General features: G+C 60.1%; 22 protein-coding genes and 2 tRNA genes. 13 read left to right on the top strand and 11 right to left on the bottom strand.

Features of this window, described 5'->3' with window-relative positions; genetic code table 11:
• Positions 1-7 precede the first annotated feature (7 nt).
• Positions 8-1,048 carry a sensor histidine kinase gene (locus HW556_RS04360; protein ID WP_176898317.1) on the bottom strand — a complete coding sequence of 347 codons (1,041 nt, stop codon included), beginning with the start codon at positions 1,046-1,048 and terminating at the stop codon, positions 8-10.
• Between the two features lie 209 nt (positions 1,049-1,257).
• Between HW556_RS04360 and HW556_RS04355 the strand changes: the two genes are divergently transcribed.
• Complete coding sequence (locus HW556_RS04355; protein WP_176898315.1) at positions 1,258-2,349, top strand: DUF5694 domain-containing protein; 1,092 nt, start codon at positions 1,258-1,260, stop codon at positions 2,347-2,349.
• 251 nt (positions 2,350-2,600) lie between these two features.
• Here the strand turns inward: HW556_RS04355 and HW556_RS04350 are convergent, their stop codons facing one another.
• Both HW556_RS04350 and HW556_RS04345 read right to left on the bottom strand, forming a co-directional pair.
• Positions 2,601-2,843: a DUF6952 family protein gene (locus HW556_RS04350; protein ID WP_176898313.1), complete on the bottom strand. Its 243-nt coding sequence runs from the start codon at positions 2,841-2,843 to the stop codon at positions 2,601-2,603.
• A 14-nt stretch (positions 2,844-2,857) separates the two neighbouring features.
• Complete coding sequence (locus tag HW556_RS04345; RefSeq protein WP_176898312.1) at positions 2,858-3,175, bottom strand: thioredoxin family protein; 318 nt, start codon at positions 3,173-3,175, stop codon at positions 2,858-2,860.
• Between the two features lie 233 nt (positions 3,176-3,408).
• On the opposite strand from HW556_RS04345, the gene HW556_RS04340 reads away from it, so the two are divergent.
• Positions 3,409-4,008 (top strand): arylesterase, encoded by a 600-nt coding sequence (locus tag HW556_RS04340; RefSeq protein WP_176898311.1) that lies wholly within the window; start codon positions 3,409-3,411, stop codon positions 4,006-4,008.
• 67 nt (positions 4,009-4,075) lie between these two features.
• Positions 4,076-4,756, top strand: a complete 681-nt coding sequence (locus HW556_RS04335; protein WP_176898310.1) for a hypothetical protein — start codon at positions 4,076-4,078, stop codon at positions 4,754-4,756.
• A 235-nt stretch (positions 4,757-4,991) separates the two neighbouring features.
• On the opposite strand, the gene HW556_RS04330 is transcribed toward HW556_RS04335, so the two are convergent.
• Positions 4,992-6,767, bottom strand: coding sequence for an ABC transporter ATP-binding protein (locus HW556_RS04330; RefSeq protein ID WP_176898309.1), 1,776 nt, complete (start codon positions 6,765-6,767; stop codon positions 4,992-4,994).
• A gap of 334 nt (positions 6,768-7,101) precedes the next feature.
• Here HW556_RS04330 and HW556_RS04325 point away from each other — a divergent pair, with 334 nt between their 5' ends.
• The gene (locus HW556_RS04325) at positions 7,102-8,016 is read left to right on the top strand and encodes a bestrophin family protein (RefSeq protein ID WP_176898308.1); all 915 of its coding nucleotides are present in this window, start codon (positions 7,102-7,104) and stop codon (positions 8,014-8,016) included.
• A gap of 11 nt (positions 8,017-8,027) precedes the next feature.
• Here HW556_RS04325 and HW556_RS04320 read toward each other — a convergent pair whose 3' ends face one another.
• Both HW556_RS04320 and HW556_RS04315 read right to left on the bottom strand, forming a co-directional pair.
• Complete coding sequence (locus HW556_RS04320) at positions 8,028-10,196, bottom strand: hypothetical protein (RefSeq protein WP_176898306.1); 2,169 nt, start codon at positions 10,194-10,196, stop codon at positions 8,028-8,030.
• 171 nt (positions 10,197-10,367) lie between these two features.
• Positions 10,368-10,439: transfer RNA gene (locus HW556_RS04315), tRNA-Glu, on the bottom strand.
• Positions 10,440-10,706: 267 nt separating this feature from the next.
• Between HW556_RS04315 and HW556_RS04310 the strand changes: the two genes are divergently transcribed.
• Positions 10,707-12,491 (top strand): glycoside hydrolase family 15 protein, encoded by a 1,785-nt coding sequence (locus HW556_RS04310; protein ID WP_176898304.1) that lies wholly within the window; start codon positions 10,707-10,709, stop codon positions 12,489-12,491.
• A 225-nt stretch (positions 12,492-12,716) separates the two neighbouring features.
• Here the strand turns inward: HW556_RS04310 and HW556_RS04305 are convergent, their stop codons facing one another.
• On the bottom strand, positions 12,717-14,894 hold the full coding sequence (locus HW556_RS04305) for a bifunctional alpha,alpha-trehalose-phosphate synthase (UDP-forming)/trehalose-phosphatase (RefSeq protein ID WP_176898302.1): 2,178 nt from the start codon (positions 14,892-14,894) through the stop codon (positions 12,717-12,719).
• A 175-nt stretch (positions 14,895-15,069) separates the two neighbouring features.
• Here HW556_RS04305 and HW556_RS04300 point away from each other — a divergent pair, with 175 nt between their 5' ends.
• On the top strand, positions 15,070-15,852 hold the full coding sequence (locus HW556_RS04300) for an IS5 family transposase (protein ID WP_176898300.1): 783 nt from the start codon (positions 15,070-15,072) through the stop codon (positions 15,850-15,852).
• Positions 15,853-15,866: 14 nt separating this feature from the next.
• Here the strand turns inward: HW556_RS04300 and HW556_RS04295 are convergent, their stop codons facing one another.
• The 3 genes from HW556_RS04295 to HW556_RS04285 all read right to left on the bottom strand — a co-directional run bounded on the left by HW556_RS04295 (position 15,867) and on the right by HW556_RS04285 (position 17,072).
• Positions 15,867-16,235: a DUF4260 domain-containing protein gene (locus tag HW556_RS04295; RefSeq protein ID WP_176898298.1), complete on the bottom strand. Its 369-nt coding sequence runs from the start codon at positions 16,233-16,235 to the stop codon at positions 15,867-15,869.
• 73 nt (positions 16,236-16,308) lie between these two features.
• A complete protein-coding gene (locus HW556_RS04290; RefSeq protein ID WP_317170472.1) occupies positions 16,309-16,902 on the bottom strand; it encodes a Crp/Fnr family transcriptional regulator in 594 nt (197 codons plus the stop codon).
• Between the two features lie 98 nt (positions 16,903-17,000).
• A tRNA-Glu gene (locus tag HW556_RS04285) sits at positions 17,001-17,072 on the bottom strand.
• 288 nt (positions 17,073-17,360) lie between these two features.
• Here HW556_RS04285 and gap point away from each other — a divergent pair.
• The 5 genes from gap to HW556_RS04260 all read left to right on the top strand — a co-directional run bounded on the left by gap (position 17,361) and on the right by HW556_RS04260 (position 22,797).
• Positions 17,361-18,368 carry a type I glyceraldehyde-3-phosphate dehydrogenase gene (gap, locus tag HW556_RS04280; RefSeq protein WP_176898296.1) on the top strand — a complete coding sequence of 336 codons (1,008 nt, stop codon included), beginning with the start codon at positions 17,361-17,363 and terminating at the stop codon, positions 18,366-18,368.
• Positions 18,369-18,596: 228 nt separating this feature from the next.
• Positions 18,597-19,466, top strand: coding sequence for a diacylglycerol/lipid kinase family protein (locus HW556_RS04275; RefSeq protein WP_176898294.1), 870 nt, complete (start codon positions 18,597-18,599; stop codon positions 19,464-19,466).
• Positions 19,467-19,650: 184 nt separating this feature from the next.
• Entirely contained in the window at positions 19,651-19,983 is a 333-nt protein-coding gene (locus HW556_RS04270; RefSeq protein WP_176898291.1) for a translation initiation factor, read from the top strand.
• A gap of 141 nt (positions 19,984-20,124) precedes the next feature.
• Entirely contained in the window at positions 20,125-20,529 is a 405-nt protein-coding gene (locus tag HW556_RS04265; protein WP_246289515.1) for a DUF1622 domain-containing protein, read from the top strand.
• Between the two features lie 132 nt (positions 20,530-20,661).
• Positions 20,662-22,797, top strand: a complete 2,136-nt coding sequence (locus HW556_RS04260; RefSeq protein ID WP_176898287.1) for a glycoside hydrolase family 97 protein — start codon at positions 20,662-20,664, stop codon at positions 22,795-22,797.
• 91 nt (positions 22,798-22,888) lie between these two features.
• Here the strand turns inward: HW556_RS04260 and kdsB are convergent, their stop codons facing one another.
• Positions 22,889-23,629, bottom strand: a complete 741-nt coding sequence (gene kdsB / locus HW556_RS04255; protein ID WP_176898285.1) for a 3-deoxy-manno-octulosonate cytidylyltransferase — start codon at positions 23,627-23,629, stop codon at positions 22,889-22,891.
• 197 nt (positions 23,630-23,826) lie between these two features.
• On the opposite strand from kdsB, the gene HW556_RS04250 reads away from it, so the two are divergent.
• On the top strand, positions 23,827-24,801 hold the full coding sequence (locus tag HW556_RS04250) for a LysM peptidoglycan-binding domain-containing protein (RefSeq protein ID WP_176898283.1): 975 nt from the start codon (positions 23,827-23,829) through the stop codon (positions 24,799-24,801).
• A gap of 107 nt (positions 24,802-24,908) precedes the next feature.
• Positions 24,909-25,667, top strand: a complete 759-nt coding sequence (locus tag HW556_RS04245) for a TIGR02757 family protein (RefSeq protein WP_176898281.1) — start codon at positions 24,909-24,911, stop codon at positions 25,665-25,667.
• The last annotated feature ends 570 nt before the right edge of the window (positions 25,668-26,237 follow it).

The following is a 26,237-nucleotide window of genomic DNA, read 5'->3' as shown; positions in this document are numbered from 1 at the left end:
GTAGTGCTTAGCTCAGCCGTAATTCCAGGCGGGTGTGGTGGGTGCGGCCGTCGTTGTGCACCGCCAGGTGGTAGCGGCCGGGGTAGAGCAGCTCCAGCCGCCGCCGCAGGTTGGGCAAGCCGATACCGGTGGTGGCGTCTTTCTGCTGGTGGCTGATGTAGTTGTGGACCTCGAAGTGCAGCGTGTCGGGCTCCGGCAACCGGAGCGTAATGGTTACCGGGCAGTCGGGCCGGTGGACGAGGCCGTGCTTGAGGGCGTTTTCCACAAACGGAATCAGAACCAGGGCGGCCACCCGCTGGTCGGCTACGGGGTCGGGTTGGTGGAAGTCGACGAAGAACTTCTCTTCGAAACGGAGCCGGTGCAGGGCCAGGTAGTTTTCCAGGTAGGCTACCTCCCGGCGCAGGTCCACCTGGCCGTCGGGGCTCTCGTGCAGCATGTAGCGCATCAGCTCCGAGAGGCGCAATACCGCCTCGGCCAGCGGCTCCGACACCGGGTACGCCTGGGCATAGATGTAGTTGAGCGTGTTGTAAAGAAAATGCGGGTTGATTTGAGTTTTGAGAAACGCCAGTTCGGCCTGCGTTTTTTCCTGAAGCAACTGCTGGTTTTCACGCTCCTTCTCCTGCACCAAGCGGTTCTTGTCGCGCACAAAAACGTCTTCTACCCCCCAGGCCACGGCCGCCACCACCACAATGGGCAGACTATAGAGCAGGTTGTCGGCGGCGTAGAGGCGCAGGCTGGTGCCAGCATCGTAGTTGCGGATGCCAAACGTGAGAGGCAGCAGCACTTCCTGCAGCAGGTAGCGCGCGGTCATAAATACGAGGGGTGCGGCCAGCAACCCGCCCACCAGCAGCGGCAACCGGCGACTTCGCAGGTAGCGCGGAAACAGAAAGCAGTAATAGAATACCACCACCAAGCTCATTCGGAAGGTGGTTTGCAACAAGTAATCGGTTCTGGTCGCCTCCTTATTCTGGGCAATACCCAACCAGTCGTAGCCGATAAGCAGTCCCCAGGCCAACACGTGGTACCCGATAATCTTGTTCCGATTCATGGGCTAAAGCTACGCGCCACCAACCCAGCTTGGCCGAATATTATGCCAACCGGCTCCCAACAGCGCGCAACCCGGCCTGTGGCTATGCCAACAGGTTGCGGCAGCCAGCCACCCGGTTGGCAGTTGTTTTCGGGTGGTTGCTATAATAAAGTTTCGAAGCCGGCGGGCAGCCCGCACTTTTGGGACACTCATCTACATCTCAATAGCTTATGAAAACGCGCCACTTCCTCTGCTCCATCCTCATGGGCTTGCTATCGACCGGCAGCATCCCCGGTATTGCCGTCGCGCAGGCCCCTCTCGAGGTGCTGATAGTGGCCTCCTCCCACGTCAATACCGACCCGGCCGCGGAGTACCGGCCCATCGTGGAGAAGCTCAAAGCGTATCAGCCCGATCTGGTATTTGGCGAGTATGTCTCGGCCCCCGACATGAAGCAGCTCCCCGCCGACAACTACGCCAAGTCGGCCTTCATACCCCGCTATCACTACGTGCGCCGCCGCAACCCTACGGCCCGGCTTATGTCGGACGCCGCCCTGGCCCGGGCCGAGAAAGCCCTGGCAGCGTTTCCGTACTACCATAAAACCCGCATCGATGTGGCCCGCCACCATGTGCTGAGCTACGACCCGGCCAACGCCGCCTACCAGCTCTATGTGCTGGAGCAGGAGATGAAGTCCCGTTTCGGGGCCGATGAACAGGTATATTACGCTCGCGTGTTCGGGGGTGCCGATTCGTTGCGCCTGAAGGGCTTTCTGCGGCCCAACAACGAGTATGGCAAAATCTTCTTTCCGCTGCTGTACGAGTTGCGCCAGGCCCGCATCTACGGCATGGACAGCCAGCAGTATGATGCCGACTGGGGCCATGCCTGGCAGGCGGCCCGCGAGCAAGTGGAAGCCATGCAGGCCCGCGTCAAGGCTGATTCGACCTTGCCCGAAGCCGCTACGGCCCGGCGCATCAAGGCCGCTACCGCCGCCTATTCCCGCTTCTGGGACCAGGCCGATGACGTACCCGGAGCGTACCGCATCATGAACGGCCCGGCCTACGCAGGAGTCGATGAGGGCATGAACTTCCTGGGCGGTGAGGCGCTCTATGGCTTCCCCGGTTTCCCGACTGAGCAGGTGAAAGCCATGAAAGCGCAATGGGTGCTGCGCAACGAAGCCATGTGCGCCAACGTGGTACAACGAGCCCGGCAACAGCAGGCCCGCCGGGTAGTGGTCGCCGTGGGCGCCTCCCACGGCCATATTATGCGCGAGCTGCTCAGTCGGATGCCCGGGGTGAAGGTAATAGGCTACAACGAGTTGCCATAACTCCCGACCCATGCGCTCAACGGTAACTGCCGACCCTACTGCCGGCCCTGGCCCACAAAACGCATGCGGTAGTCGATGTTGCCCTGGCTGATTCAAGCACTAGCTGGTGCCGACAACAGCGGGAAAGGGAAACATCGGAACATGAGCATCAGCTAAGGCATTTTTAGAGTCAAAAAGTAAAAGCCGTTGAACTTCAGCACCTGGCTGGTTCAACGGCTTTTACTTTATTACTTTTTCGCTTTGATTTCGCCCTAACTGATGCTCACGCGCACCTTTTTGGTGTACTCACGCAGAGCAGTCTTGAAGTCGGATTGGTGGTCCTCGATGTGGTTGAGGATGAAGATGGCAGCAAACACGTGGGTGAGTTGCTCGCCTTCATCCTCACCTTCCACCTCGAAAGCGGGCGTCTGCTCTTCCAGCAGCGCTTCTTCGGCAGCCAGCAGGCTTTCCACAGTCTGGGTTTCTACCAGATGACGGATAACGGGCATTTTCATGGCGGCGGTGCGGGCTAGTTTAGGCGGGAGATGAGCGAGGCGACGGCCTCTTCCTTGCTGGCGGCCACGGTGTCCACCAACTCACCGTTGCGGAACACGGCGAAAAAGGGCAGGTTGGTAACATTGGCCAGCTTGCGGGCCTCGGGGCTGCTCTCGGCGTTTACGTCCAGAAACTTCATTTCCTCGTTGCCCTCGGCCTGAGACAGACGCTTGAACTTGGGCGAGAACAGGCGGCAGTTGCCGCACCAATCGGCGTAGTATTTCACCACTACCTTCTCATTTTCCTGAAGTAGTTGCTGAAAATCAGCGTCAGTGGCTTTGATAACGGACATTCTGAAAGGGGTTTGATGACAGGTAACGATGTTTTTCAGATAAGAATTATTCTTATCTGCCAGCAAAGGTAAAGGCAAAAACGGCCAAAAAGGTTCTCGTAGTTCTATTTATATGGCTACGGCAACGGCCTGCGCTACAAAAATCGGTTTTGCAATGCCGGCCGTTGCCGTTGCGCCGGAACTATGGACTGCTGGCCGCGTTTAGTTGCTGCCGGTTCGGCCCACCTATTTATATGCCTCAGAACATCCTCTTTTTTGGCGACTCGCTCACGGCCGGCTACCAGCTGCCGGCCAGCGCCTCCTTTCCTTCGCGTATTCAGGAGAAAATCGACGCCCTGAGCCTTCCTTATAAAGCCCACAACTACGGCGTGAGCGGCGAAACCAGTGCCGGCGGCCGCCAGCGCCTGCCCACCGTGCTGGCCCGCTTCGCCCAGCTCGATGTGTTCGTACTGGAGCTCGGGGCCAACGACGGCCTGCGCGGTATGCCGGTGCGCGAAACAACCCAGAACCTGCAGTTCATTCTTGACGAGGTGAAGCGCGCCCACCCCCAGGCCCGCCGGGTGCTGGTGGGCCTGGAGTTTCCGTTCGATTTGGGTCCGCTGGCCACGCTGGGTGGCGGCCGCATGGGTCACTATGCCCAGGAGTTCAACGCCCTGTTCCGCCAGCTGTCCGATAAGAACGCAGTTGATTTCGTGCCTTTCCTGCTGCACGGCGTTATCGGCCAGCGCCACCTCAACCTGCCCGACGGTGTGCATCCCAACGCCGAGGGCCAGAAGCTACTGGCCGACAATGTATGGCAGGTATTACGCGGTGTGCTGGAGCAGCAGCCGTAGTGTAGCAGGCCTTCTGAACCATATTCCTGCTAATTTAGCCTCCCATTCATTTCTTGCCCTTCCGCTTATGAACCGCCCGTTTTACCACCTCGGCGACTGGCGCCGCAACCTGTTTCTGCTCACGGCCGCGGCCAGCCTGGGCGTGCTACCAGCCTGCTCCTCCAACGACAGCCGCCCGGAAGCCGCGGAATCCTCCTGGGACAATGCCGCTACCGACTCCTACAGCCAGGGCGTCATCACCGAAATGACCGAAACGGAGCCGGGCCAATGGAAAATCACGGCCGAGCGGCCGGCCGGCAAGGAAGAAGTGGCAGCTGTTCTGCGGCACGCCGATGGCCGGGTAGATACACTGCAGGGCCAGGCCTTGCAGCAACAGATGCAGGACTACACCCGCCAAAACCCCGAAAATCGGGTGGCCGGCCGGGGCATGATGGATATACTGATGTGGAGCGGCATCGGCTACATGGCCGGCCGCTGGATGACACCCAACACCGGCGCCTATGCCTCGTCGGGCATCATGCAGCGCAACAATGGCTGGCGGCAAACTATCGCCCAGGAGCGCACCAACGAGGGGCGGGGCTTTTTCGGGCGAGGATTTACGGGTAACCGCAACGGCGGCAATTCGGGCATTAGCCCCAGCTCCAGCGTACAGCGCAGCACCCCACGCGGCACGTTCCGTAGTTCGGCCCCCAGCGGCAGCCGTAGCGGCTTCGGCAGCCGGGGCAGCTCGCGGGGCTTCGGTGGCTAAACGGCCTCACATCCATCAGGTTACGCAGAACGACGTAGGGGCGGGGGGTGGCTCCCCCCCCCGCCGCCCCCCACCCCGCACACCCGGGCGTGGGGGGGGGGGCGGGGGGGGGGGGCCCCCCCCCCCCCGCCGGCCCCCACATATCAAGGGTTTGTGTTAAAAGGGAATTTCCCAGGGGGGGGGCGGGAACCCCCCCCGCCCCTACGTCGTTCTTCGGGCTACTGCGCAAAGTCATTTAACGGCCCACCGCCGCCAACGGCCGCTCGCCGATTTGCTGGCGCCACATGGCGTAGTAGAGGCCACGCTGTTCGAGTAGCTCGGCGTGGCGGCCGGCTTCCGCTACGTGGCCGCGTTCGAGCACAAAAATGCGGTCGGCGTGCAGCACGGTGCTTAGGCGGTGGGCGATGAGGATGGTGATGTGCTGGCGCGAGCCCGACAGCTCGCGCACCGTCTGGCTGATTTCTTCCTCCGTGAGCGAATCGAGGGCCGAAGTGGCCTCATCAAAAACGAGCAGCGTGGGGTGGCGCAGCAGGGCCCGGGCGATACTCAGACGCTGCTTTTCACCGCCTGACACCTTTACGCCGCCCTCGCCGATTACCGTGTCGAGGCCCAGCGGGGCGCGGGCCAGCAACGACTCGGCTGCCGCCTGGTGCAGGGCTTCGATGCACTGCTCGTCGGTGGCGTTGGGGGCCACAAAGCGCAGGTTTTCGCGGATGGTGCCAGCAAACAGCTGAGTGTCTTGGGTTACGAAGCCGATCTGCTCGCGCAACGTGTCAAGGTCGAGCTCGGGACCCGGGATGCCGTTATATAGAATCTGCCCCTCGGCGGGCGGATAGAGGCCCACCAGCAGCTTCACGAGGGTGGTTTTGCCCGAGCCCGAAGGACCCACGAAGGCAATGGTCTCGCCCAGCTTGGTGCGGAAGCTGATGCCGTCGAGGGCCGGGGCGCTGGCCGTGAGGTGCTGGAAACGCACGTCGTCAAACTCCAGCGTCTCAATCTGGTCGATGACTTTGGGGTGGGCCGGCTTGAGCTCCTTGGGCGTGTCGAGAATCTGCTGGTAGTTGGCCAGTGAGGCCTCAGTTTCGCGGTACACATTGATGATGGTGCCCATCTCCTGAAGCGGCCCGAAAATGGCGAACGAGTAGATGAAGAAAGAGAAGAACTCGCCCACCGAAATGGTCTGCTGAACCACCAGAAACAGCAGCATGAGCAGAATTAGGTTGCGCATCAGGTTCACGAACGTGCCCTGCACAAACGACAAGGAGCGCAGGTACCGCACCTTGCGCAGCTCCAGCTTCAGAATTTTCTCGGTCGTGGCGTTCAGGCGCAGTGTTTCCTGCTGAGCCAGCCCCAGGCTTTTGATCAACTCTATGTTGCGCAGACTTTCGGTAGTGGAGCCGGCCAGCGCCGTGGTTTCGGCCACAATCGTCTTCTGAATCACCTTGATGCGCTTGCTCAGAAACAGGCTCAGGGAGCCCAGCAGCGGAATAGTGAGAAAATACACCGCCGCAATGGGCCAGTACACGCTCAGGGCATACCACGTCACGAACACAATGCCCACCAACGAGATGAACAGGATGTTAACGAAGCTCAGAATAAGCTTCTCCACGTCGGTGCGCACCTTCTGGAGCTTGCCCAGCGTTTCGCCGCTGCGCTGATCTTCAAACACCTGGTAGGGTAGCTCCAGCGAGTGGCGCAGGCCATCGGAGTACAGTTGGGCCCCGAGGCGCTGGGTGATGACGTTGGTGTAATAGTCCTGGAAATTTTTGGCGATGCGGCTCACCATGGCCACGCCCATCGCCTGCAGAATCAGCAGGCCCGCCCCGCCAGTCAGGAAAGTCCAGAACCCGTTTTCAAGGGCGTTGGTCCCGGCCTTCACCACGTGCCGGTCAATAATCTGCCGGAAAATATACGGGTCGAGCAGCGAAAATACCTGGTTGATGGCAGCCAACAGCAGCGCCAAAGCCAGTAGCCCCCGGTAGTGCCGGAGGTAGGAAAAAAGAATTTTCATGCAGAAGAGAAGGAGGGAGAATCGGAGGAAAAGTCGTTAGTCTGGCGGAAGGTTTTGCTACATCTGCCCCGCTTTGCCCCAGCCGCGGCATATATCCGTCTGGTGCGGCATGGCTATCGGTGCCAGCTTTAAACCGAAGATTTTCCGTATCCGTACCGGTAGTACCACATTGCTGCCAGGGCGTATTTATACGCTGGCACCAATGCATAGGTGGGTGCGCAGAGTGCCACCCGAACAACTTCTGCCAGATGCGCAGGTTGCTTTAAATATCAATTTTGAAGCACTCAACGTGCCATCCGAATAGCTTATACATTCTCTCTTCATTGTTTGCTCCATGTTATTGAAAACTAAAATTCCCCTGCGTTATATATTCGGTGGAATAAGAACTGAATTGTTCTTTGTCTTTGCCTACGCCGGCATTATCGCCCTTGAAGATAAGTACATTCACCTGGTCACTATCTCCATTCCGCTGAGTGTGCCCATGGTCCTGGGTACGGTTCTATCGCTGCTGCTGGCGTTCAAATCCAACCAGGCCTACGACCGGTGGTGGGAGGCGCGCATTGTCTGGGGAGCCGTCGTCAACGATTCCCGAACCCTGGTGCGGCAAATCCTCTGCTTTGCGGAAACTCCCTACGACTCCGAGGAGATGCAGGACTGGCAAGTGCGGCTAACCAACCGGCAGATTGCCTGGCCCTACGCGCTGGGCATGACGTTGCGCAAGCAGATGGAGCCAGAAATAATCCGTCCCTATTTGTCGCCAGAGGAGCTGGAGTTCGTCGCCACGCACGAAAATATTCCGAATGCCCTGTTGCAGCTCCACGCCCAGGATTTACGCCACGCCCTGCAACAAGGCTGGATCAACCGCTACCAGCAGATGGAATTAGACGGTACGCTGACCAAGCTGACCGACTCGATGGGGCGTTGCGAACGAATCAAGAATACGGTGTTCCCGGTAACGTACTCTTTGTACACCCACTTCTGCCTGTTCTTTTTCGTGATGCTGCTGCCCTTTGCGCTCCTCGAAGTATTTGGCATATTGGAGGTATTCATCGTGCTGGCCATCTCAACGGCCTTTTTCCTGATCGAGAGAATGGCCATCCACCTGCAGGATCCCTTTGAAAACAAGCCCACCGACACGCCCGTAACGGCCATTGCCCAAACCATCGAGCGAAACCTGAAACAGATGATTGGCGACCATCAGGCCGTGCGGCAGGTGAAGGTACCTGATTCGCACTTTTTCATGCTATAGCCCAGCGCTGCCTAAAGCCTTACCCCAATACCGGGGCCGAACAGGAAGAACATCTGGCCCTTGTTCACCAGGTAGCCGGCGCCCAGGTACAGCGGAAACGTGAGCTTGGCGTCGGAGCGGGTGGGGTACACCGAGCCCAGCACCACGAGGCCCAGGTCGCGGGAGGCGTTGGCGTTGGAGCTGAGGTTGAAGGCGTTGAGGGCCACAAAGCCCGCGCCTACCTTGTAAGGTCGTAGCTTATTTATTTTGTTGGGGTTATAGAAGCTCAGTTGGGCCAGCGTGGCCAGGCTGATGCCGCTGAAAGCCGTGTAGTTGTTGGCCTCGCCGCCGCCGAGCTGCTTGGTGAGCAAACCGGCCGGAAAACTGATGTCGATATCGAACTTCACGCGCCGCTGTAACACCAACTCCAACCGTTGCGTGAAGCCCGGCTCCTGGTACTGGGCCTGGGTGTGCTTCACGGTGATGATAATCTTGCTCCAGTCGTCGAGGTCGTAGCTTTTGCGGGCGCTCAGCAGGTTGTTGAGGCTGATGTTGCCCACCTGGCACTGCTTGTCCTGGTAGAAGGGTGCGCGGACCGACTTACCATCGGGGCAGATGACCACGTTATCAATAGTACGCATCTCAATCAGGTCGCCCTTGGCATTCTGGGTTCTTATTTCGAAGGTCAGATACTGCTTGCCATACAGCTGCTCGGGCGAGTCGATGGTTCCCGGGTTGAAGCTGAACACCACGTCGCGGATGGTGCGGTCGTAGAGGATGGGACCGTTGAGGCGGGTGATGGGCCGCACGGCCTCGCCAAACGTCACGCCCACAAAATCGAGTGGGTGGGGCTTCTGGAACTCGCGTACCGCCAGCGCAAAGCCGGTGCTCTGGCCGGCATTATCAATGGCAATGCGCTTCTTATCGATGCCCACCGGCACCTGCACCCGGTACACCACCGCCGCATCCGAGCGCACGCTGGAGTCGGAGGGCACCACGCGCACGTCTTCAAAATGGAAGCGGCCCCGCAGCAGCGCCACGCCTTCGAGGCGCACGTCTACGGTTTCGCCGGGGTTCACCGTGTTGGTGCTGGTCCAGTCGCCGCCGCGGTGACGCACACTCAGGCCCGTAATGGCCGTGGGGGGCGAAATGTTGAAGTTGGTGATGTACTTGGCCTGGTCGTTTTCCTTGATGTAGAGGTAGCTGTCGGCCTGGCGGTGGGTGTTGTACACGCGCAGCCAGCACAGCACCCGGTCGTTGGTCAGGTATTGGCGCGTAAACAACTCGGCAATCAGGGCCCCGCCGGCTTCCTCCTGGTCCTCGATGCGGTAGGTGCGCTTGAGGTTAAAGCTGCGGCCATTGTCGAGAATCAACTCCACGCCCTTGCGGCGCGACTCCTCATCGAGGGTAACCTCCTTTTTATCAACGCTCAGAAAGCGCAGTCGCGAACTTTTTACGTTGAACTCCTGGCGTAGCGGGGGTAGGGCGTAGGTTACGCGGCGGTTGCGGTCGGTGAGGAAGGGCTGCTCGGTTTGGGGCCGTAGCGTGAGCACCCGGCTGCCAGTGTTGTTGGGCAGCACGTGCAGGCGCAGGGTGCCTTTCTCACGGTCGAGGCGGTAGTCGATATCCTGGCCGCGGGTCCATTCAGGGCTCAGGCGAATGTTTTTGGAGTTGTTGCTGGTCAGCTCGAACACCTTTTCCTCGCCCACAAACAGCTCCGTATCGGCGGGCCGCAGCTCCAGGGTAGTACTCGTTACGGGGAGCAACTTTACTACCTGGGGGCGCGGGGCGAAGCCACCCGCCACGGCCGGCTGCTGAAATGTAAGGCTCAGGAAGCGGGCATCGGCGAGGCTGCGAAAGCGCAGCTTGGCCCGGTAATACCGCCCGCCATCCACGGGTGTCAGCGAGTCGAGCAGCGTAAAATCGGCTGAGCGTTGCAGCTGCAGCGGGCCGGCGGTGGGGTCGGTGGGGGCCACCCGCAGTTCGGCCGCGTCGTCGCCGGGGCGGTACGTAAAGTAGAGGTGGGGCTCCTCCTGCGCCAGAACCGTGTTGCGGCTCAGGTAGAAGCTGGTGGTATCGAGGCGCAGGCTCAGCTCGCGCAGCAGTGGGGGGGCAGGGGCTTGCTGGGCGCGGGCGTTCAAGCACAGGCTAAGCACTAGCAGCAGGGCGGGCAGCAGCTGGCCCGCCCGGAATCTGGACAAATGAAACACGGCAACAAATCTAAAAACGGCTCCCGACCCACCGGTAGCCCCCGCAAAGGTAGGCGGCTGCGCCAAGCCGTTGCACAACTGCGGCCCTTTTCAATGGAAATCCCAGACCAAAGAGCCAGAAAAGCAAAAAGGCTTTCCGCGTAGTGCGAAAAGCCTTTTTTGTAGTCCGTAGGGGAATCGAACCCCTGTTGGTAGAATGAAAATCTACTGTCCTAACCCCTAGACGAACGGACCGGTTAGAAAACGAAAGCGTTTTTCCGTTTTGGTGGTGCAAAGATACAGGCCAAATAATGCGGGGCAAGGGCAAGGCGTAAAAAAACCAGTAAAACCCGATAAGTGATACAGAATCAGTCGGATTGTTTTGTGCGAACCAGCCCTGATAGTAGCCATTTGGCTGGCGGCCCGGTAACTCGCACCCGCCCGAAACGGTACAAGTAGGGAGGCTGGCCGCCACATAAACAGTATGGCGCGCCGCTCAACCAGACTTTCATTCGCAGACTTATGATGAAACACACCTATGATATGGGCCTGATTGGCAACTGTGCCTTTCTGGGCCTGATTGGCACCGACACGGCCGTACGCTGGCTCTGCTGGCCCCGCTTCGACAGCAGTTTTGTATTCGGCTCGCTGCTCGATGAGCAGAAGGGCGGCGAGTACAGTATCCGGCCCGTAACCGATGGCGGCTTCGAGAGCCGGCAGTACTACGCGGCCAACACCAACGTGCTCGTAACCGAAATTACCACCGATGAAGGCCGCTACCGCGTCACCGACTTTGCCCCACGCTTTCCGCAGTACGAGCGCTACTACAAGCCGCTGATGTTTATCCGGAAGGTGGAGCCGCTGGAAGGCACGCCTAGGGTGCGGGTAACCTGCCGTCCGGTGGCCGAGTACGGCGAGCAGCAGCTCAGCCGCCGCCGCAGCTCCAACCACATTGCGTTTCTGGGCATGGAGGAGGAAATCCGCCTCACAACCAACCTGCCCCTGACGTACGTGCTCGATGAGGAAGCTTTCGGCCTCAACGAAACCAAATACCTGGTGCTCACTTACGGCGCACCGCTCGAAGCCCCGCTGGAAAGCACCTGTGAGCGGTTTCTGAAAAGCACCCTTGACTACTGGCGGCAGTGGGTGAAGAGCACCAGCATCAGCAATTTCCACCAGCCGGCCGTTATCCGCTCGGCGCTGGCCCTCAAAATGCACCAGTACGAGGACACCGGAGCCATTATTGCGGCCAGCACCACCAGCCTGCCCGAGGCTCCCGGCAGCACCCGCAACTGGGACTACCGCTACTGCTGGATGCGCGACACGTTCTACACGCTCACGGCTTTCAACAACATTGGTCACTTCGAGGAGCTGGAGCGTTATTTCCACTACATCGCCAATATTTCGAGCAGCATTACCGGCAAATACCAGCCGCTGTACGGCATCAGCGGTGCCTCGCAGCTTACGGAGCAGGAGCTGCCGCTGGCCGGCTACCTGGGCAACCAGCCCGTGCGCATCGGCAACGACGCCTATACCCACATCCAGAACGACGTGTACGGCCAGGTGCTGGTAGCGCTGCTGCCCCTGTACGTGGATGCGCGCTTCGTGAACCCCGAGCAGCGCAACCCCGAAAAGCTGGTGTACGAGGCCCTGCAGCAGATTGAAGCCACCATGGACCAGCCCGATGCCGGCCTCTGGGAGTTCCGCAACCTGGCTCAGCGCCACTGCTACACCTACCTGTTCCATTGGGCCGGCAGCCACGCCGCCTGCCACGTAGCCCGCTCGCTGGGCAACGCCGATATGGAGGCCATGGCCTCCCGCCTCATGCAGGCCGCCGCCGACCGCATCGAGCAGTGTTTCAGCGAAGAGCAGCAGGCCTACACCAACGCCATCGGCTCGCCTCACCTCGACGCCAGCACCATTCAGCTGATCATGATGGGCTACCTCGATCCGGCGTCCGAGCGGGCGGGCCGCCACCTCGAAGCTTTGGAACGCGCCCTGAAAACGCCCGAGGGCCTGTTCTACCGCTACCGCCACCCCGACGATTTCGGTACGCCTGAAACCACCTTCCTCATCTGCTCCTTCTGGTACGTGGAGGCGCTGGCCTGCGTGGGCCGGGTAGAAGAAGCTATTGTCGAGTTCGAACAACTGCTCACATACACCAACCATCTGGGTCTGCTCTCGGAGGATGTGGACGCTAAAACAGGCTCGCAGTGGGGCAACTTCCCCCAGGCCTACAGCCACGTAGGTCTCGTAAATGCGGCCTTCCGCATCGCCAAAAAGCTCGATAACCCAAGTTTCTTGTAGGCACTTAGCTCTAAGAGCGTGTTTGGGAATTTATTAAAACAGCGTTTCCGTCATGCTGAGCTTGCCGAAGCATCTCTACCGCTTCGTTAGAGAAGCCGCTGGCGAAGCAGTAGAGATGCTTCGGCAAGCTCAGCATGACAATTCCCAAACATGCTCTAAAAATTAGATTTTAGAAATAAGAACGTCATTCAGCGCAAAGCGAGGAATGACGTTCTTTTTTAAGCCTTACATCAGCATCTCCCGCAGCAGCTGGCGCACTTCGGTGGGCGAGTCTACGTGGTAACGGGCCAGCGACCGGGGGGCGGGGCCGACTTTGATGGTGTAGGCCTCGGGAGGCATCACCCGGAACGTGTCCTCGTCGGTGCGGTCGTCGCCAATGGCCAGCAGGAAATCGGCCGGATAAGTGGCCATCCAGCGGGCAGCGGCAGTGCCCTTATTAATGCCGGCCGTCTTGATTTCAATCACCTTGTTGCCCTCCATTACCTGCAAATCGGCGTTGGCAGTGATGAAGGTGAGGTGGTTCATCAGCTCGCGGGCCCGCATATCGCCCAGCTCGGCATCGGCCCGGCGGAAGTGCCAGACCAGCGAAAAGTCCTTCTCCTCGATGAACGAGCCGGCCGTGCGGGCCACGTACAGATCGAGGATAGTGCGGATTTCGTCCTTCCAGTCGTTGTTGAGGGCCTGAAACAGCTGCCAGTCTTCGCCGGCTGGCCGCAGCCATACGCCATGCTCACAAATGAAATCGACCGGCAAATGACCCAGCCAGCCCTCCAGCGTGGCCCGGTCGCGGCCGCTGATGATAACGACGCGGTTTTGCGGAACTTCGGTGAGGGCGCGTAGTAGCAGGAGCATTTCCTCGTCGGGGCCTGCCTGCTGCGGGTCGTTATGGAAGGGGCTGAGCGTGCCGTCGTAGTCGAGCAATAGCAGGCGGGTAGGGGCGGCGTGGTAGTCGCGCAGCAGTTGGGTAGTAAGGTCGGGGGAAAGCATATCGGTGTCAAGAGAAAGTTGCTCCTGCTTGGCGTAAGCCAGCCGGCTCATAAACAGATCGGTCCAGGCAAATACGTCGTACTGGCGCACCAGCCGGCGCATGGCCCGCATGCGGCGCGCCTGCTCGTTAGCGGGCATCACCAGGGCTTCGTGCAGGGCGGCGGTCAGCTGGTCGAGGTCGGTGGGGTTGATAATGAGCGCGTCGGACAGCTCACGAGCCGCGCCGGCCCGCTCGCTTAGAATAAGCACGCCGTGGTCGTTGGCCTTGGTGGCCACGAATTCCTTGGCCACCAGGTTCATGCCGTCGCGCATGGGCGTCACCAGCCCCACTTCGGCCAGGCGGTAGAGCGAGGCCAGCTCATCGAGCGGAAACGAGCGGTAGAAGTAGTGAATGGGCGTCCAGCGCATAGTGCGGTAGGCGGCATTGATGCGGCCCACCAGCTCGTCGATTTCCTCCTTCAGGACGGCGTACTGGGCCACCTGGTCGCGCGAGGGCACCACCACCATAATCAGGCTTACCTGCCCGCGCCACTCGGGGTGGCGCACCAGCAGTTGCTCGAAGGCCCGCAGCCGCTCGGCAATACCCTTGGAGTAGTCGAGCCGGTCGATGGACAGAATCACACGAATATCGCCCAGCACCTGCCGGTAGCTGGCTTCGTGCTGCCGGGCCGACTCGGACGCGGCGGCCTCGGCATATCGGTCGTAGTCAATGCCCATCGGAAAGGTGTCGACCAGCACTGTGCGCTGCCCGGCTTCGAGGCGCCCGTTGTGGGCCGTAAAGCCCAACAGGTGCGACACAGAGCTTAAAAAGTGACGCATAAACCCGAAGGTGTGGAAGCCAATCAGGTCGGCGCCCAGCACGCCGGCCACCAGCTCCCGGGCCCAGGGCAGCACCCGGATTAGCTCATACGACGGAAAAGGAATGTGCAGAAAGAAGCCAATGGTAGCCCGGGGGCGCGCCGCCCGCAGCATGGCCGGCAGCAGCAGCAGTTGGTAATCGTGCACCCAAATCGTATCATCGGGGCCGGCCAGGGCCAGCACCGCCTGGCAGAATTTCTCGTTCACGGCCACATAGGCGGCCCAGTGGGCGGGCTCATAGGTGGCGTACTGCGGGAAGTAGTGGAAGGTGGGCCAGAGCGTGGAATTGCTAAAGCCTTCGTAGTAGTCGCGGATTTCGGCTTCGGTTAGGAACACGGGCTCCATGCTGTCCTGGCGCAGCTGTTCGCGCACGTAGCCTTCCTCGGTGGCATCTTCCACAAACAGGCCCGGCCAGCCCACCCACACGTTGCCGGCCTGCTGGTAAATCGAACCGAGGCCTGTTGCCAAGCCGCCTTCGCTGGCCTGAAACGTGAGCGAATCATCGGTGCGAAGTACTTTGGTGGGTAGGCGGTTGGAAACGATAATGGTGCGGGACATAGCGTGGAAACAAGTAGAACTATTCCTCACTTTACGGCCAAAAGCCCCGAAAGATCATTTGTGTGTTTGCCCGATTTTGCTACCGGGCCACTAAGAGCGTGTTTGGGAATTGGCTAGGGCAAAAAGAAACGAGCCAGTAAGTTGCGACGGGAGTTCCTAGGCTCCGATTCGCATTATGGTTGACGGCTATCAACCCCTTACTGACTCGCAGTGGCAAGTTATTGCGCCGCTGCTACCGCTGCAACGTAAGCGGCACTTGTGTTTGCGCCAAGTCGTTGATGCCTTGCGCTACATATGTCGCACGGGCTGCCAATGGCGCAGCCTGCCGGCTTGTTTTCCGCCCTGGTCGGCGGTGTACTACTATTTTGCCCGTTGGCAAAGCACCGGCATGCTGCACCGATTGAATGAGGCCAGCAACCGCGCTGACCGGCTGGCGAGTAAGCGTTTGCCCACCCCGTCGCTAGCCCTGGTCGACGCGCAAAGCGTCAAGTTGGCCCCGCGCCTGGGCCAGCAGCGGGGCCTCGACGCCCACAAGCGTGTCAACGGGCGCAAACGGCAGGTGCTCTGCGACACGGGCGGGCGCATCTGGTGCGTGCATGTGCACGCGGCCAACGGCCACGACAGCCGGGCAGCGGTGCCCCTACTACCCCGCCCCACGCAGCTGCGCCCCGCCTGGGCCAGCCGGTTACGCAGGGTGCTGACCGACAAAGCCTACGGTGGCCAATTCGCGCAGCACGTGCAGGAGCTGGGCTGGCAGCATCACGTGGCCAGTCGGCCGCCTAGTGCCACGCGTGGGTTTGTCCCAGTGGCCCAGCGCTGGGTCGTGGAGCGTACCTTCGCCTGGCTCAATTGCTTTCGCCGGCTCGCCATGGATTACGAGCGCACAACGGCCAGCCATGCTGCGTGGCTGCTGGTCGCCAACTTGACCATGACCTTGCGCCGAGCAACAGCCAACTAATTCCCAAACACGCTCTAAGCCGCGGGTGCCGGGTGCCGCCCGATTTCTCCTAAATGCGTGTGCTGAAACCCGGTGGCATATTTCAGCCCATAGCCCAGCAGTCGGTCGAAGGCGCTATGGAACAGCAGTACCGTACCGGCTAGTAGCAGCAGGTGGTGGTCCATAATCCAGCCGGCCGCGCCTAGCAGCAGCGCCAGGGCTTTATGGTGGAGCAGGTTGTAGAAAAACGCGCCCGTGCGGGAGCCGGCTAGATAGCCCAGCATGCTCAGATCGGGGAGCAGAAACAGCGCCGGGAGCCACCACCAGGGGTAGGGGAGATGAGCGAAAACCAAAATGGCGAGCAAAGCCTCAGCCAGTTCTTCGACCTTAAGCAGCGTTTTCATGGGGCAGAAATTTGAGGAGTGAAACAACTACCCAAAGGTCCGGCTCCGGCGGTGCCTAAATCGTTAACAAACGTTAAGAAATTGGTCCATCTGATGCCTGCACCCGCGCCCGAATGCGGCTGAGCGACACGGGCGTAATGCCTAGGTACGAGGCAATGTAGCGCTGGGATACCCGCTCCAGAATTTTGGTTTTGGTGCCGCCCAGCAGTTTGGCGTAGCGCTGCTCGGGGCTGAGCAGCAGCAGTTCGGCCAGGCGTTCGTCGGTGCCCAGCAGGTGGTACTCGGCCAGCCGGCGGCAAAACCGTTCGTAGGCCGGAAACTCGTTGCAGAGCGCGTCGAGCACGGCGAAGGGAAATGTCAGCAGCTCGGTAGGAGCCAGCGCCTCAATGCCGAAGGCGCTGGGTTGGCCGGTCAGGCAGCTTTGGTAACTCCCGAGCAAATGGTTCTCAAAGAAGAAGTACGTGGTGCGCTCCTCGCCATCGGGGCGGGTATAGAACAGCCGGCAGGCCCCTGATACCAGCAGCGCCAGTGCGGGCGCTGGTGCGCCCTGCGTCACGAAAAGCTGTTTCCGCCGCAACTGCTGCGGTAGCAGGGCCGCCGCCAGCGGGGCCCACTCGGCGTCGGTGAGGGCCACGAAACGGTGGATGTAGGCGCGGAGCGGATGCACAGGTGCCAAGGTACACGCCGGGGCCCGGAAAGCGAAAAACCCCGCCCCGAAGAGTTCGGAGCGGGGTTTCAGATAAAAGCCAAAAACGAGGCCGGGAGTAGTCCGTAGGGGAATCGAACCCCTGTTGGTAGAATGAAAATCTACTGTCCTAACCCCTAGACGAACGGACCAGATGAAGGCGACCTCGCTGCGTTTTGGTGTTGCAAAGATAGGTGACCTGTTGAGCGGCGCAAGGGGTAGGTTTGAAAAAAAGTGGCTCACCGACTTAAATAGGCTGATTTTCAACCCGAAAGTTTTGTCGTTGCCGGGCTGTTGGACCTGTTGGCATAATCGGCAGCTGATTGTGGGCCTGGCGCAATCAGCTGCCGATTTGGGTATCCGCGCCCGGCCCATTACCTTCGTTGCGTGTTTTCACCCCGGCCTTCGCGGTCGACAAACTTCCCACTTCCCCTACTACTATGGCTAAAATTAAAGTTGCCATCAACGGCTTCGGGCGCATCGGCCGCCTCACGTTCAAGGCGCTGCTCCAGCGCGACAACGTGGAAGTCGTGGCAATCAACGACCTGACCGATAACAAGACCCTGGCCCACCTGCTCAAGTACGACTCCGTACACGGCCGTTTCCCGGGTACGGTTGAGTTCGATAACGACAGCCTGACCGTGAACGGCAAGCGCATTGTGGCCCTGGCCGAGCGCGACCCCAAGCTGTTGCCCTGGGGCGACATGGGCGTGGACATCGTGCTCGAAAGCACCGGCCGCTTCGTGGATGAGGCCGGCGCAGGCCAGCACATCACCGCCGGCGCCAAGAAAGTAGTGATTTCGGCTCCCGCCAAAGGCAACATTCCCACAGTGGTGCTCGGCGTGAACGAGGACATCCTCACGGGCGACGAAACCATCATTTCGAACGCCAGCTGCACTACCAACTGCCTGGCCCCGATGGCCAAGGTGCTCAACGACACGTTCGGTATCGAGAAGGGCTTCATCACCACGGTGCACGCCTACACTTCCGACCAGAGCCTGCAGGACTCGCCGCATTCGGACCTGCGCCGCGCCCGCGCCGCTGCCCTGAGCATCATCCCGACCAGCACTGGTGCTGCCAAGGCCGTTGGTCTGGTGCTGCCCGAGCTGAAGGGTAAGCTCGATGGTATTGCCATGCGGGTGCCAGTTCCGGATGGCTCGACCACCGACCTGACCGTGTTGCTGAAGCGCGAGGCTACGGCCGAGGAAATCAACGCGGCCATCAAAAAGGCTGCTGATGGCGACATGAAGGGCATTCTGGAGTACAGCACTGACCCGTTGGTTAGCGCCGACATCATCGGTAACCCCCACAGCTGCATCTTCGATTCGGAGCTGACTTCGGCCAACGGCACGCTGGTGAAAGTAGTGGGCTGGTACGATAACGAAGCTGGCTACAGCGCCCGCACCGCCGACCTTATCAAGATGCTGGGCGACAAAATGAACGGCTAGTTTTTAAGCAGCTAGCTGAGAGCTATTAGCTGTCGGCTTAACGTGCTAAGCGAACTGTTTACGGAACGTCATTCAGCGCGAAGCGAAGAATCTCGCGTGTTATTCGTCAGGGTAATTCCCAACGATTTCACGCGAGATTCTTCGCTTCGCGCTGAATGACGTTCTTTTGTTGTCAGCTCTGGCCTCTCTAACAAAAAGCTAAAGGCTCTTAGCTAACAGCTCCATAAAATGCGTGTCTGCTTCATTCTTAATCCGACCTCGGGCACCAACCGGAGCCAGAACGTGGCGGCGCTGCTCACTGAGCACGCCACGGCGGCCGGGGCCGAGTTCGATATTATGCCCACGCAGTATGCCGGCCACGCCGAGGAACTGGCCAGCCAGGCCGCCGCGGCGGGCTGCCGGGTGGTAGTAGCCGTGGGTGGCGACGGCACGGTGAACGAGGTGGCCCGGGGCCTATTGGGCACCGGCGCGGCCCTGGGCATCGTACCCCGCGGTTCGGGCAACGGCCTGGCCCGTCACCTGCACGTGCCGCTCGATTTGCCCGCCGCCGTGCGCCGGGTTTGCAACCCTACTTTCCAGCGCATCGACGCGGGCCAGATCAACGGGCACTGGTTTTTCTGCACCGCCGGGTTGGGGTTTGATGCCCACGTGAGCCGCCTGTTTGCGCAGGCCGGCACCCGCGGGCTGGCCACCTATGTGAAAGTGGCCCTGTGCGAATACCGCCACTACCGTCCTACAGCCGTGCAACTGACGCTGGAAAATGAGGCTGTGCGCGACACGCATTGCTACGTGCTGGCTTTCGCCAACGCCTCGCAATACGGCAACAACGCCTACATCGCGCCCCGCGCCAACATCCAGGACGGCCTGCTCGACCTTTGCCTGATTGACGCGCTGCCCATCTGGCGAGCCGTGCGGGTAGGGGTGGGGCTGGCTCTGGGCACGCTGCCCACCTCGGGCGGCGCCCAGTTCCACCGCAGCCGCCACATACGCGTGCAGGCCGCCAATCCGTTGGGCTTCCACGTCGATGGCGACTACGTGGCCGACGCCACCAACTTCGAGGTGCTGCTGGAGCCGCTGGCGTTGGAAGTGGCGGTGTAGGGCTGAGCTGATGAATGCGTTAACGGAGCGGAAGACTGTGTCGTGCTGAGCTTGTCGAAGCATCTCTACCGCATTGCCTTTATTAGCGTTGTGGTAGAGATGCTTCGACAAGCTCAGCATGACGTTCGTATTTTCCCTAATCCCTAATCCCTAATCCCTAATCCCTAATCCCTAATCCCTAATCATGAAGATCAACCGACAGGGCGTAGTATACTCTACCAATCCCGAATTCAGCTACGATGAGCCCACCGAACAAACGGCCGCCACGCTGCCCCCTCAGCAGCAAAACCTGCGCGTGCAGCTCGATAAGAAGGCTCGCGGAGGTAAGCAGGTGACGCTGGTAACTGGCTTTGTGGGCCAGGAAACCGATTTGCAGGAGCTGGGTAAGCTGCTCAAAAGCCGTTGTGGCGTCGGGGGTAGCGCCAAGGATGGCGAAATCCTCATCCAGGGCGACTTCCGCGACAAAGTGCTGGCCCTGCTGCTGGAGAAGGGTTACAAGGTGAAGAAGAGTGGTTGAGCATGCCTACTGGTAAAGATTCTTTGCGCCGGTTGGCGTGTCTTTATTGATCCATTGCTTTCAGTAGCCCGCCAGCCTGGCCGCTAACCCGACGCAACCGTACAGTTCTCTCCACTTCGCCCGCTACCGATGCCTGATGTAATGCTCCCGCACGTTTCTAGTGCCTACACCCAAGTGGAGGAAGCCGTAGTGCACGTGGTGCTCTGGCTGAAGCTGGGGGCCGAGGCAATTGGGGCAGGCATTATTGTGCTGGGTATTGTGGCGGGGGCCTACCTGTTTGCCAAAGCCCTGTTTGCCCGCAAAACGGCCGACTTCACGGCTATTCGCCTCACGCTGGCCCGCTACCTTGCGCTGGCCCTGGAGTTTCAGCTCGGGGCCGATATTCTTTCCACGACCATTGCGCCGAGCTGGGAGCAGATTGGCAAGCTCGGGGCCATTGCCGTCATTCGCACGGCCCTCAACTTTTTCCTCTCCCGCGAAATGAAGGATGAGCACCGCGCCGCCGCCGAGCACCATGTGCAGCGCCAGGCGAATCAGCAGGAGTAGTGTTAGTCGCTGTTAAATAGTCAATGGGGCGCGAAGAACGGGTAACGCACTGGTAGTCCGGGAGGCGGCAGTAGCCGAACTTGCGGTTGCAAAGGTCTAATTTGCCAATTCCTGTTACTTCAACCCGTATCTATGCTTACTTCCCTCGTTTCCTGGCGCGCTGGCCGCGGCTTGTTGCTGCTCATGTTTCTTTGGACCAGCGCCACACTGGCCCGCGCCGAAGAGCAGCTTCAATCGCCCGATAAGCAGCTCACCCTCAGCGTCGACCTGACCGCCGACGGCACGCCCACGTACCGCCTCACCTACAAGGGCCGCGCGGTGCTTAAGCCCGGCCAACTGGGCCTGGAACTTAATGGCGCGCCAAACCTCACCAACGGCTTTGTGCAGGCGAATGCCGTCCGCAAGTCGATTGACGAGAGCTGGAACCCAGTGTGGGGCGAGGTGAAAACCATCCGCAACCACTACAACGAGCTGGCCCTCACGCTCACGCAGCCCGCTACCAAGCGCACAATGCTGGTGCGGTTTCGGCTGTTTGATGATGGCCTGGGCTTCCGCTACGAGTTTCCGCGCCAGCCCGAGCTGGGCTACTTCGTGGTGAAGGAGGAGAAAACCCAGTTTGCTCTGGCCGGCGACCACAAAGCGTTCTGGCTGCCCGGCGACTACGACACCCAGGAGTACAGCACCGTCACGTCCAAGCTCTCCGAAGTGCGCGGACTGATGAAGGCGGCCATCACCGAAAACGCCTCGCAGACCCAGTTCTCGCCTACCGGTTTGCAGACCCCCCTCATGCTCAAGAGCGCCGATGGAATCTACATCAACCTGCATGAAGCCGCGCTGGTCGATTACTCCACGATGTCGCTCGACCTCGATGATAAAACCTTCACGCTCAGCGCCCACCTCACGCCCGATGCGCAAGGCAACAAGGGCAACCTCCAGACGCCCAGCACCTCACCCTGGCGCACGGTTATCGTCAGCGACCGGGCCGCCGCTATTCTCGAATCCAAGCTGGTGCTCAACCTCAACGAGCCGACCAAATACAAGGACACCAGCTGGATTAAGCCCATCAAGTACGTGGGCGTGTGGTGGGAAATGATTACCGGCAAAAGCTCGTGGTCGTACACCAACATGGAAAACATCAAGCTCGACTCCATCGATTACGCCAAGGTGAAACCCAACGGCACCCACGCCGCCAACACGGCCCACGTAAAGGAGTACATTGACTTCGCCGCCAAGCATAAAATGGATGCCGTGCTGGTGGAGGGCTGGAATACCGGGTGGGAAGACTGGTTCGGTAAGCACAAGGAGTACGTGTTCGACTTTGTAACCCCGTACCCCGATTTCGACATTGCCGAACTCAACCGCTACGCCCACGAAAAAGGCGTTAATATCATCATGCACCACGAAACCAGTGGCTCGTCGCGCAACTACGAGCGGTTTATGGAGCCCGCCTACGAGCTCATGAACAAGTACGGCTATAACGCCGTGAAGAGCGGCTACGTGGGCGACATTCTGCCGTTGGGCGAGTACCACTATGGCCAGTGGATGAACAACCACTACCTCCACGCCATCACCGAGGCCGCCAAGCACCGCATCATGGTGAATGCCCACGAGGCCGTGCGCCCCACCGGCCTGGCCCGCACCTACCCCAACCTCATCGGCAACGAGGCGGCCCGCGGTACCGAGTTCCAGGCCTTCGGCGGCAGCAACCCCGACCATACCACCATTCTGCCTTTCACCCGCCTCATTGGCGGCCCCATGGACTACACGCCCGGCATTTTTGAGATGGACGTGAGTAAGTATAATCCTAACAATAACTCGCACGTCAACAGCACGATAGGCGGGCAGCTGGCCCTGTACGTAACCATGTACAGCCCGCTGCAAATGGCCGCCGACCTGCCCGAAACCTATAACAAGTTCCTCGATGCCTTCCAGTTCATCGAAGATGTGCCCGTGGATTGGGACGACACCCGCGTCCTCGAAGCCGAGCCCGGCGACTATATCACCATTGCCCGTCTCCAGAAGGGGGGCAGCAACTGGTTCATAGGCAGCGTCTGCGACGAACAGGGCCGTACCAGCAACCTTGATTTCAGTTTCCTGCCCCGCGGTAAAAAGTACACCGCCACCATCTACGCCGACGGCCCCCAGGCCCACTACAAAACCAACCCCCAGGCCTACGCCATCCGCAAAATCACGGTAACGAGCAAAACCAAGCTCAAGCAGGTTTGCGCCCCCGGCGGCGGCTACGCCATCAGCGTAGTGGAGAGGTAGCAAGGAATTAAAGGGTAAAAGTGAAGCGCCAGAAATGGCCGTTGAACAACTTCTAAACGGGTGTTCAACGGCCATTTCTGGCGCTTCTCTTTTACTTCTTAAGTAAGCGTAGCGCCCGCTCCACGTCCTCGGGCGTGTCAATTCCGATGGTTTCGAGCGTCGTTTCGGCGGTTTGGATGGCGTAGCCGGCTTCGAGCCAGCGGAGCTGTTCGAGGCTTTCGGCCAGTTCCAGGGGCGAGGGCGGGAGCTGGGTGAGGGCGCGCAGCACCTCGGGGCGGTAGGCATAGAGGCCGATGTGGCGCAGGTAGCGGTGCTGGGCCAGCCACTCGCTCTGGGCGTGCTGGCGCTGGTAGGGCAGGGGGTGTCGGCTGAAATACAGTGCCCGGCCCCGGCTGTCGAGCACTACTTTGGGGAGGTGCGGACTGAACAGCTCCTCCTCGCTGACGACCGGCTTAACCAGCGTCCCGACTTGAGTGGTGGGGTCGGCGAACAGGGCCAGCAGCGCGTTTATCTGGTCGGGGTGAATGAACGGCTCGTCGCCCTGGATATTGACGACGCAATCGGCCGCAACGTCCAGCTGCTCGTAGGCGTCGCGTACCCGGTCGGTGCCGCTGGGGTGATCGGGGCTCGTAAGCACAGCCTCGCCGCCGAAGCCGCGCACGTGAGCCAGAATCCGCTCATCATCGGTGGCTACTACTACCCGCTGCAGATTGGCCTGTTGGGCCTGCCGCACTACGCGCTCAATCATAGTCTGGCCCCCGAGGTTGATGAGGGGCTTGCCGGGTAGGCGGGTGGAGGCGTAGCGGGCGGGAATGATGCCAATGGCGAGCATAGAGTAGGGACAAGAGGACGATGCGCAAGAAACGGCAAAAGCGGCGAACAGCCTACCGCATATTGTCGGGAAGTCCCCAAAATAACTGGATTGCAGGCCTCGGAGGCAGTACTAAAGCCCGAATCCGTAACTTTAGGCAAAGTTTATGCGGCTGCGTTGGTTTCAACCTGCTTATCCGCTTCGTGTTCTGCTTTCCTATGTCCCGATTTTCGTTGCTGACCGCCGCTCTCGTCCTCTCCGGCCTTTCTGCGTGGGCGGCTCCTGCGCCGGTGGCCCCACCCGATTCCATCGGTGTGGAGTACCGCAACAACAAGCTGCTGATTCGCCACCGCGTAACAGCCGGCGAAACCATTTACGGCCTTTCGCGCCGCTACAAAGTGCCCGTCGAGGATATTGTAGAGGCTAATTCGGGCCAGAAGGGCCAGCTCAACCTGGGCCAGATAGTGCTCATTCCGCGCACCCGGGTGGTGCTCACGCCTGCTCCGGCCCGGCCCGCGGCCCCGGTAGCAGTGGCCGTGCCCGCCGCCGCCGCTGTGCGCGCCTTGCCCACCGATGCCAACGGCAACCGTGTGTACAAAGTGGCGGCCGGCATGACACTTTACGCCATTGCCCGCCGCTACCAGACCACGCCCGCCGAGCTGGCCCGCCTCAACGGCTTCAGCGCCGACCATAGCGTGCGGGTTGGTGAGGTAGTAATTGTAGCCGCTCCGGCCACCGGCGCAGCTGGCCCGCCCGCCCCCGTAGTGGCTGCTGCCCGCCCTACCGCCCGCGAAAAGGCCATAGCCCGCGACGCCGAGCGCGAAAAAGCGCGTGACGAGGCCAACTCGCCGGCTGTAACGCCTGAGTCCGACGCGAAACCCGAAGCCAAAGAAACCCCCGCTCCGGTGCGCGTTAACGAAGCCGGGCGCCGGGTTACGGAAAGCGGCCTGGCCATGGTCATTCCGACCGATGCCTCGGACAAGTACCTAGCGCTGCACAAAACGGCTGCCGTGGGCACCATCATGGAAGTGCGCAATATCATGAATGGTCAGGCCGTGTACGTGCGCGTCATCGGCCGCCTGCCCGATACCGGCGAGAACGACAAGGTGCTGTTGCGCCTCTCCAAGCGCGCCGTGCAGCGCCTCGCCACCCCCGACCAGCGCTTCCGCGTGGAAACCAGCTACGTGCCGTAGGGTAGTACTGAGTAGTTGGTATGGAGTAGTGAGACCCAACTTTGCTAATACCAACGACTGCAAACTGTCAATCTCACTACTCCATACCAACTACTCAGTACTAAAATATGAACCACGCCCAGGTGCGGGCGCTGCTCGACGACAAGTACCGCCGCTACGACCAGCCCGGCTTCATTGCCCTCGACCCCATCAGCATCCCGCACCAATTCTCGGCGCGGGCCGACGTGGAAATCAGCGCCCTGTTTGCTGCCGTGCTGGCCTGGGGACGCCGGCCCACCATCATCAGCAAGTGCCAGGAGTTGCTGCGTCGCATGGACGATGCCCCCCACCAGTTCATCACCCAGCACCACGACGACGACCTGAAGCGGCTGCTGGGATTCTGCCACCGCACGTTCTGCGACACTGACCTGCTGTACTTTGTGCACTGGCTGCGCTGGTATTATGGGCAGCACGAATCATTGGAAGACGCTTTCTTGCACGGCACCACCCAGAAACAGCGGCTGGAGAACTTCCATAATCTGTTCTTCAGCCTCGAAGACGCGCCCCAGCGCACCCGTAAGCACGTAGCCACGCCCGCCCGCGGCTCGGCCTGCAAGCGCCTGAACATGTACCTGCGCTGGATGGTCCGTCTCGATATCCACGGCGTCGACTTCGGCCTCTGGACGCGCCTCTCGCCCGCCGACCTTATTTGCCCCTGCGACGTGCACGTGGAGCGCGTGGCCCGTCGCCTGGGCCTGCTCCAACGTAAGCAGGTTGATTGGCTGGCCGCCGAAGATCTGACGGCCCATCTGCGCGCCTTCGACCCGCTCGACCCGGTGAAGTACGATTTCGCCCTGTTTGGCTTGGGGGTGGAAGGGGAGATGTAATTGCTTATAAATCTTAAAAAGATATCCAGTGATGGACTCAGAGAACCAGCATCCGTACCAAAATCAGCTACCACCATCGCCTGACGCCGTTAAAGAGAAACTAATAGTGAACATCCAGCGCGATAAACCTTTCTTTGAAAGGCCAATAGGAAATGTAGCTGGCTGGCTGATATTAGTTACGCTGGTATATTTCAGTTGGTATCTGCTCACACATGGTCTCGATCCACAGAAGCCAGTGCTAATAGTAGTGCTGATATACGGTAATTGCTTGGCGTATTTATGGCGTTGGTGGGATGGGCGCAAAAAGAGGAGAGCGTAACTAGAGGGCACAGCGGAGCTTGCAAATGCAGCGAATCTTTCCTGGCCCGTTAGCTGTTTACCGTCGCGCTGTCCTCCAATTACCCGGTACCTACTATGTAGTACTTAATTTGATTCCTCTCCAGAACTTCGAGTAGAAACTGGGTCTATCCTAACTACGGAATCTGCTTAGGGCGTTATGCCTGGGTTGCCTGGGCCGCCACTTCGTGAGCAAGATGAGCTTCCAGACGCTGGCCGAGCTCCTGCAGAAAC

The organism is Hymenobacter terrestris (genome assembly GCF_013377905.1).
GTDB classification, from domain to species: Bacteria; Bacteroidota; Bacteroidia; order Cytophagales; family Hymenobacteraceae; genus Hymenobacter; species Hymenobacter terrestris.
The sequence above is the reverse complement of the archived record's forward strand: the minus strand, read 5'-3'. Positions and strand labels throughout refer to the sequence as shown.

Bases quoted from the DNA above. Each gene is read 5' to 3' on its own strand.
- kdsB (WP_176898285.1), bottom strand. From the start codon at position 23,629: ATGCTCGCCATTGGCATCATTCCCGCCCGCTACGCCTCCACCCGCCTA.
- HW556_RS04335 (WP_176898310.1), top strand. From the start codon at position 4,076: ATGAACCGCCCGTTTTACCACCTCGGCGACTGGCGCCGCAACCTGTTT.
- HW556_RS04350 (WP_176898313.1), bottom strand. From the start codon at position 2,843: ATGAAAATGCCCGTTATCCGTCATCTGGTAGAAACCCAGACTGTGGAA.
- HW556_RS04330 (WP_176898309.1), bottom strand. From the start codon at position 6,767: ATGAAAATTCTTTTTTCCTACCTCCGGCACTACCGGGGGCTACTGGCT.
- gap (WP_176898296.1), top strand. From the start codon at position 17,361: ATGGCTAAAATTAAAGTTGCCATCAACGGCTTCGGGCGCATCGGCCGC.
- HW556_RS04270 (WP_176898291.1), top strand. From the start codon at position 19,651: ATGAAGATCAACCGACAGGGCGTAGTATACTCTACCAATCCCGAATTC.
- HW556_RS04295 (WP_176898298.1), bottom strand. From the start codon at position 16,235: ATGAAAACGCTGCTTAAGGTCGAAGAACTGGCTGAGGCTTTGCTCGCC.
- HW556_RS04310 (WP_176898304.1), top strand. From the start codon at position 10,707: ATGATGAAACACACCTATGATATGGGCCTGATTGGCAACTGTGCCTTT.
- HW556_RS04300 (WP_176898300.1), top strand. From the start codon at position 15,070: ATGGTTGACGGCTATCAACCCCTTACTGACTCGCAGTGGCAAGTTATT.
- HW556_RS04340 (WP_176898311.1), top strand. From the start codon at position 3,409: ATGCCTCAGAACATCCTCTTTTTTGGCGACTCGCTCACGGCCGGCTAC.
- HW556_RS04345 (WP_176898312.1), bottom strand. From the start codon at position 3,175: ATGTCCGTTATCAAAGCCACTGACGCTGATTTTCAGCAACTACTTCAG.
- HW556_RS04355 (WP_176898315.1), top strand. From the start codon at position 1,258: ATGAAAACGCGCCACTTCCTCTGCTCCATCCTCATGGGCTTGCTATCG.
- HW556_RS04260 (WP_176898287.1), top strand. From the start codon at position 20,662: ATGCTTACTTCCCTCGTTTCCTGGCGCGCTGGCCGCGGCTTGTTGCTG.
- HW556_RS04245 (WP_176898281.1), top strand. From the start codon at position 24,909: ATGAACCACGCCCAGGTGCGGGCGCTGCTCGACGACAAGTACCGCCGC.
- HW556_RS04360 (WP_176898317.1), bottom strand. From the start codon at position 1,048: ATGAATCGGAACAAGATTATCGGGTACCACGTGTTGGCCTGGGGACTG.
- HW556_RS04305 (WP_176898302.1), bottom strand. From the start codon at position 14,894: ATGTCCCGCACCATTATCGTTTCCAACCGCCTACCCACCAAAGTACTT.
- HW556_RS04250 (WP_176898283.1), top strand. From the start codon at position 23,827: ATGTCCCGATTTTCGTTGCTGACCGCCGCTCTCGTCCTCTCCGGCCTT.
- HW556_RS04265 (WP_246289515.1), top strand. From the start codon at position 20,125: ATGCTCCCGCACGTTTCTAGTGCCTACACCCAAGTGGAGGAAGCCGTA.
- HW556_RS04325 (WP_176898308.1), top strand. From the start codon at position 7,102: ATGTTATTGAAAACTAAAATTCCCCTGCGTTATATATTCGGTGGAATA.
- HW556_RS04275 (WP_176898294.1), top strand. From the start codon at position 18,597: ATGCGTGTCTGCTTCATTCTTAATCCGACCTCGGGCACCAACCGGAGC.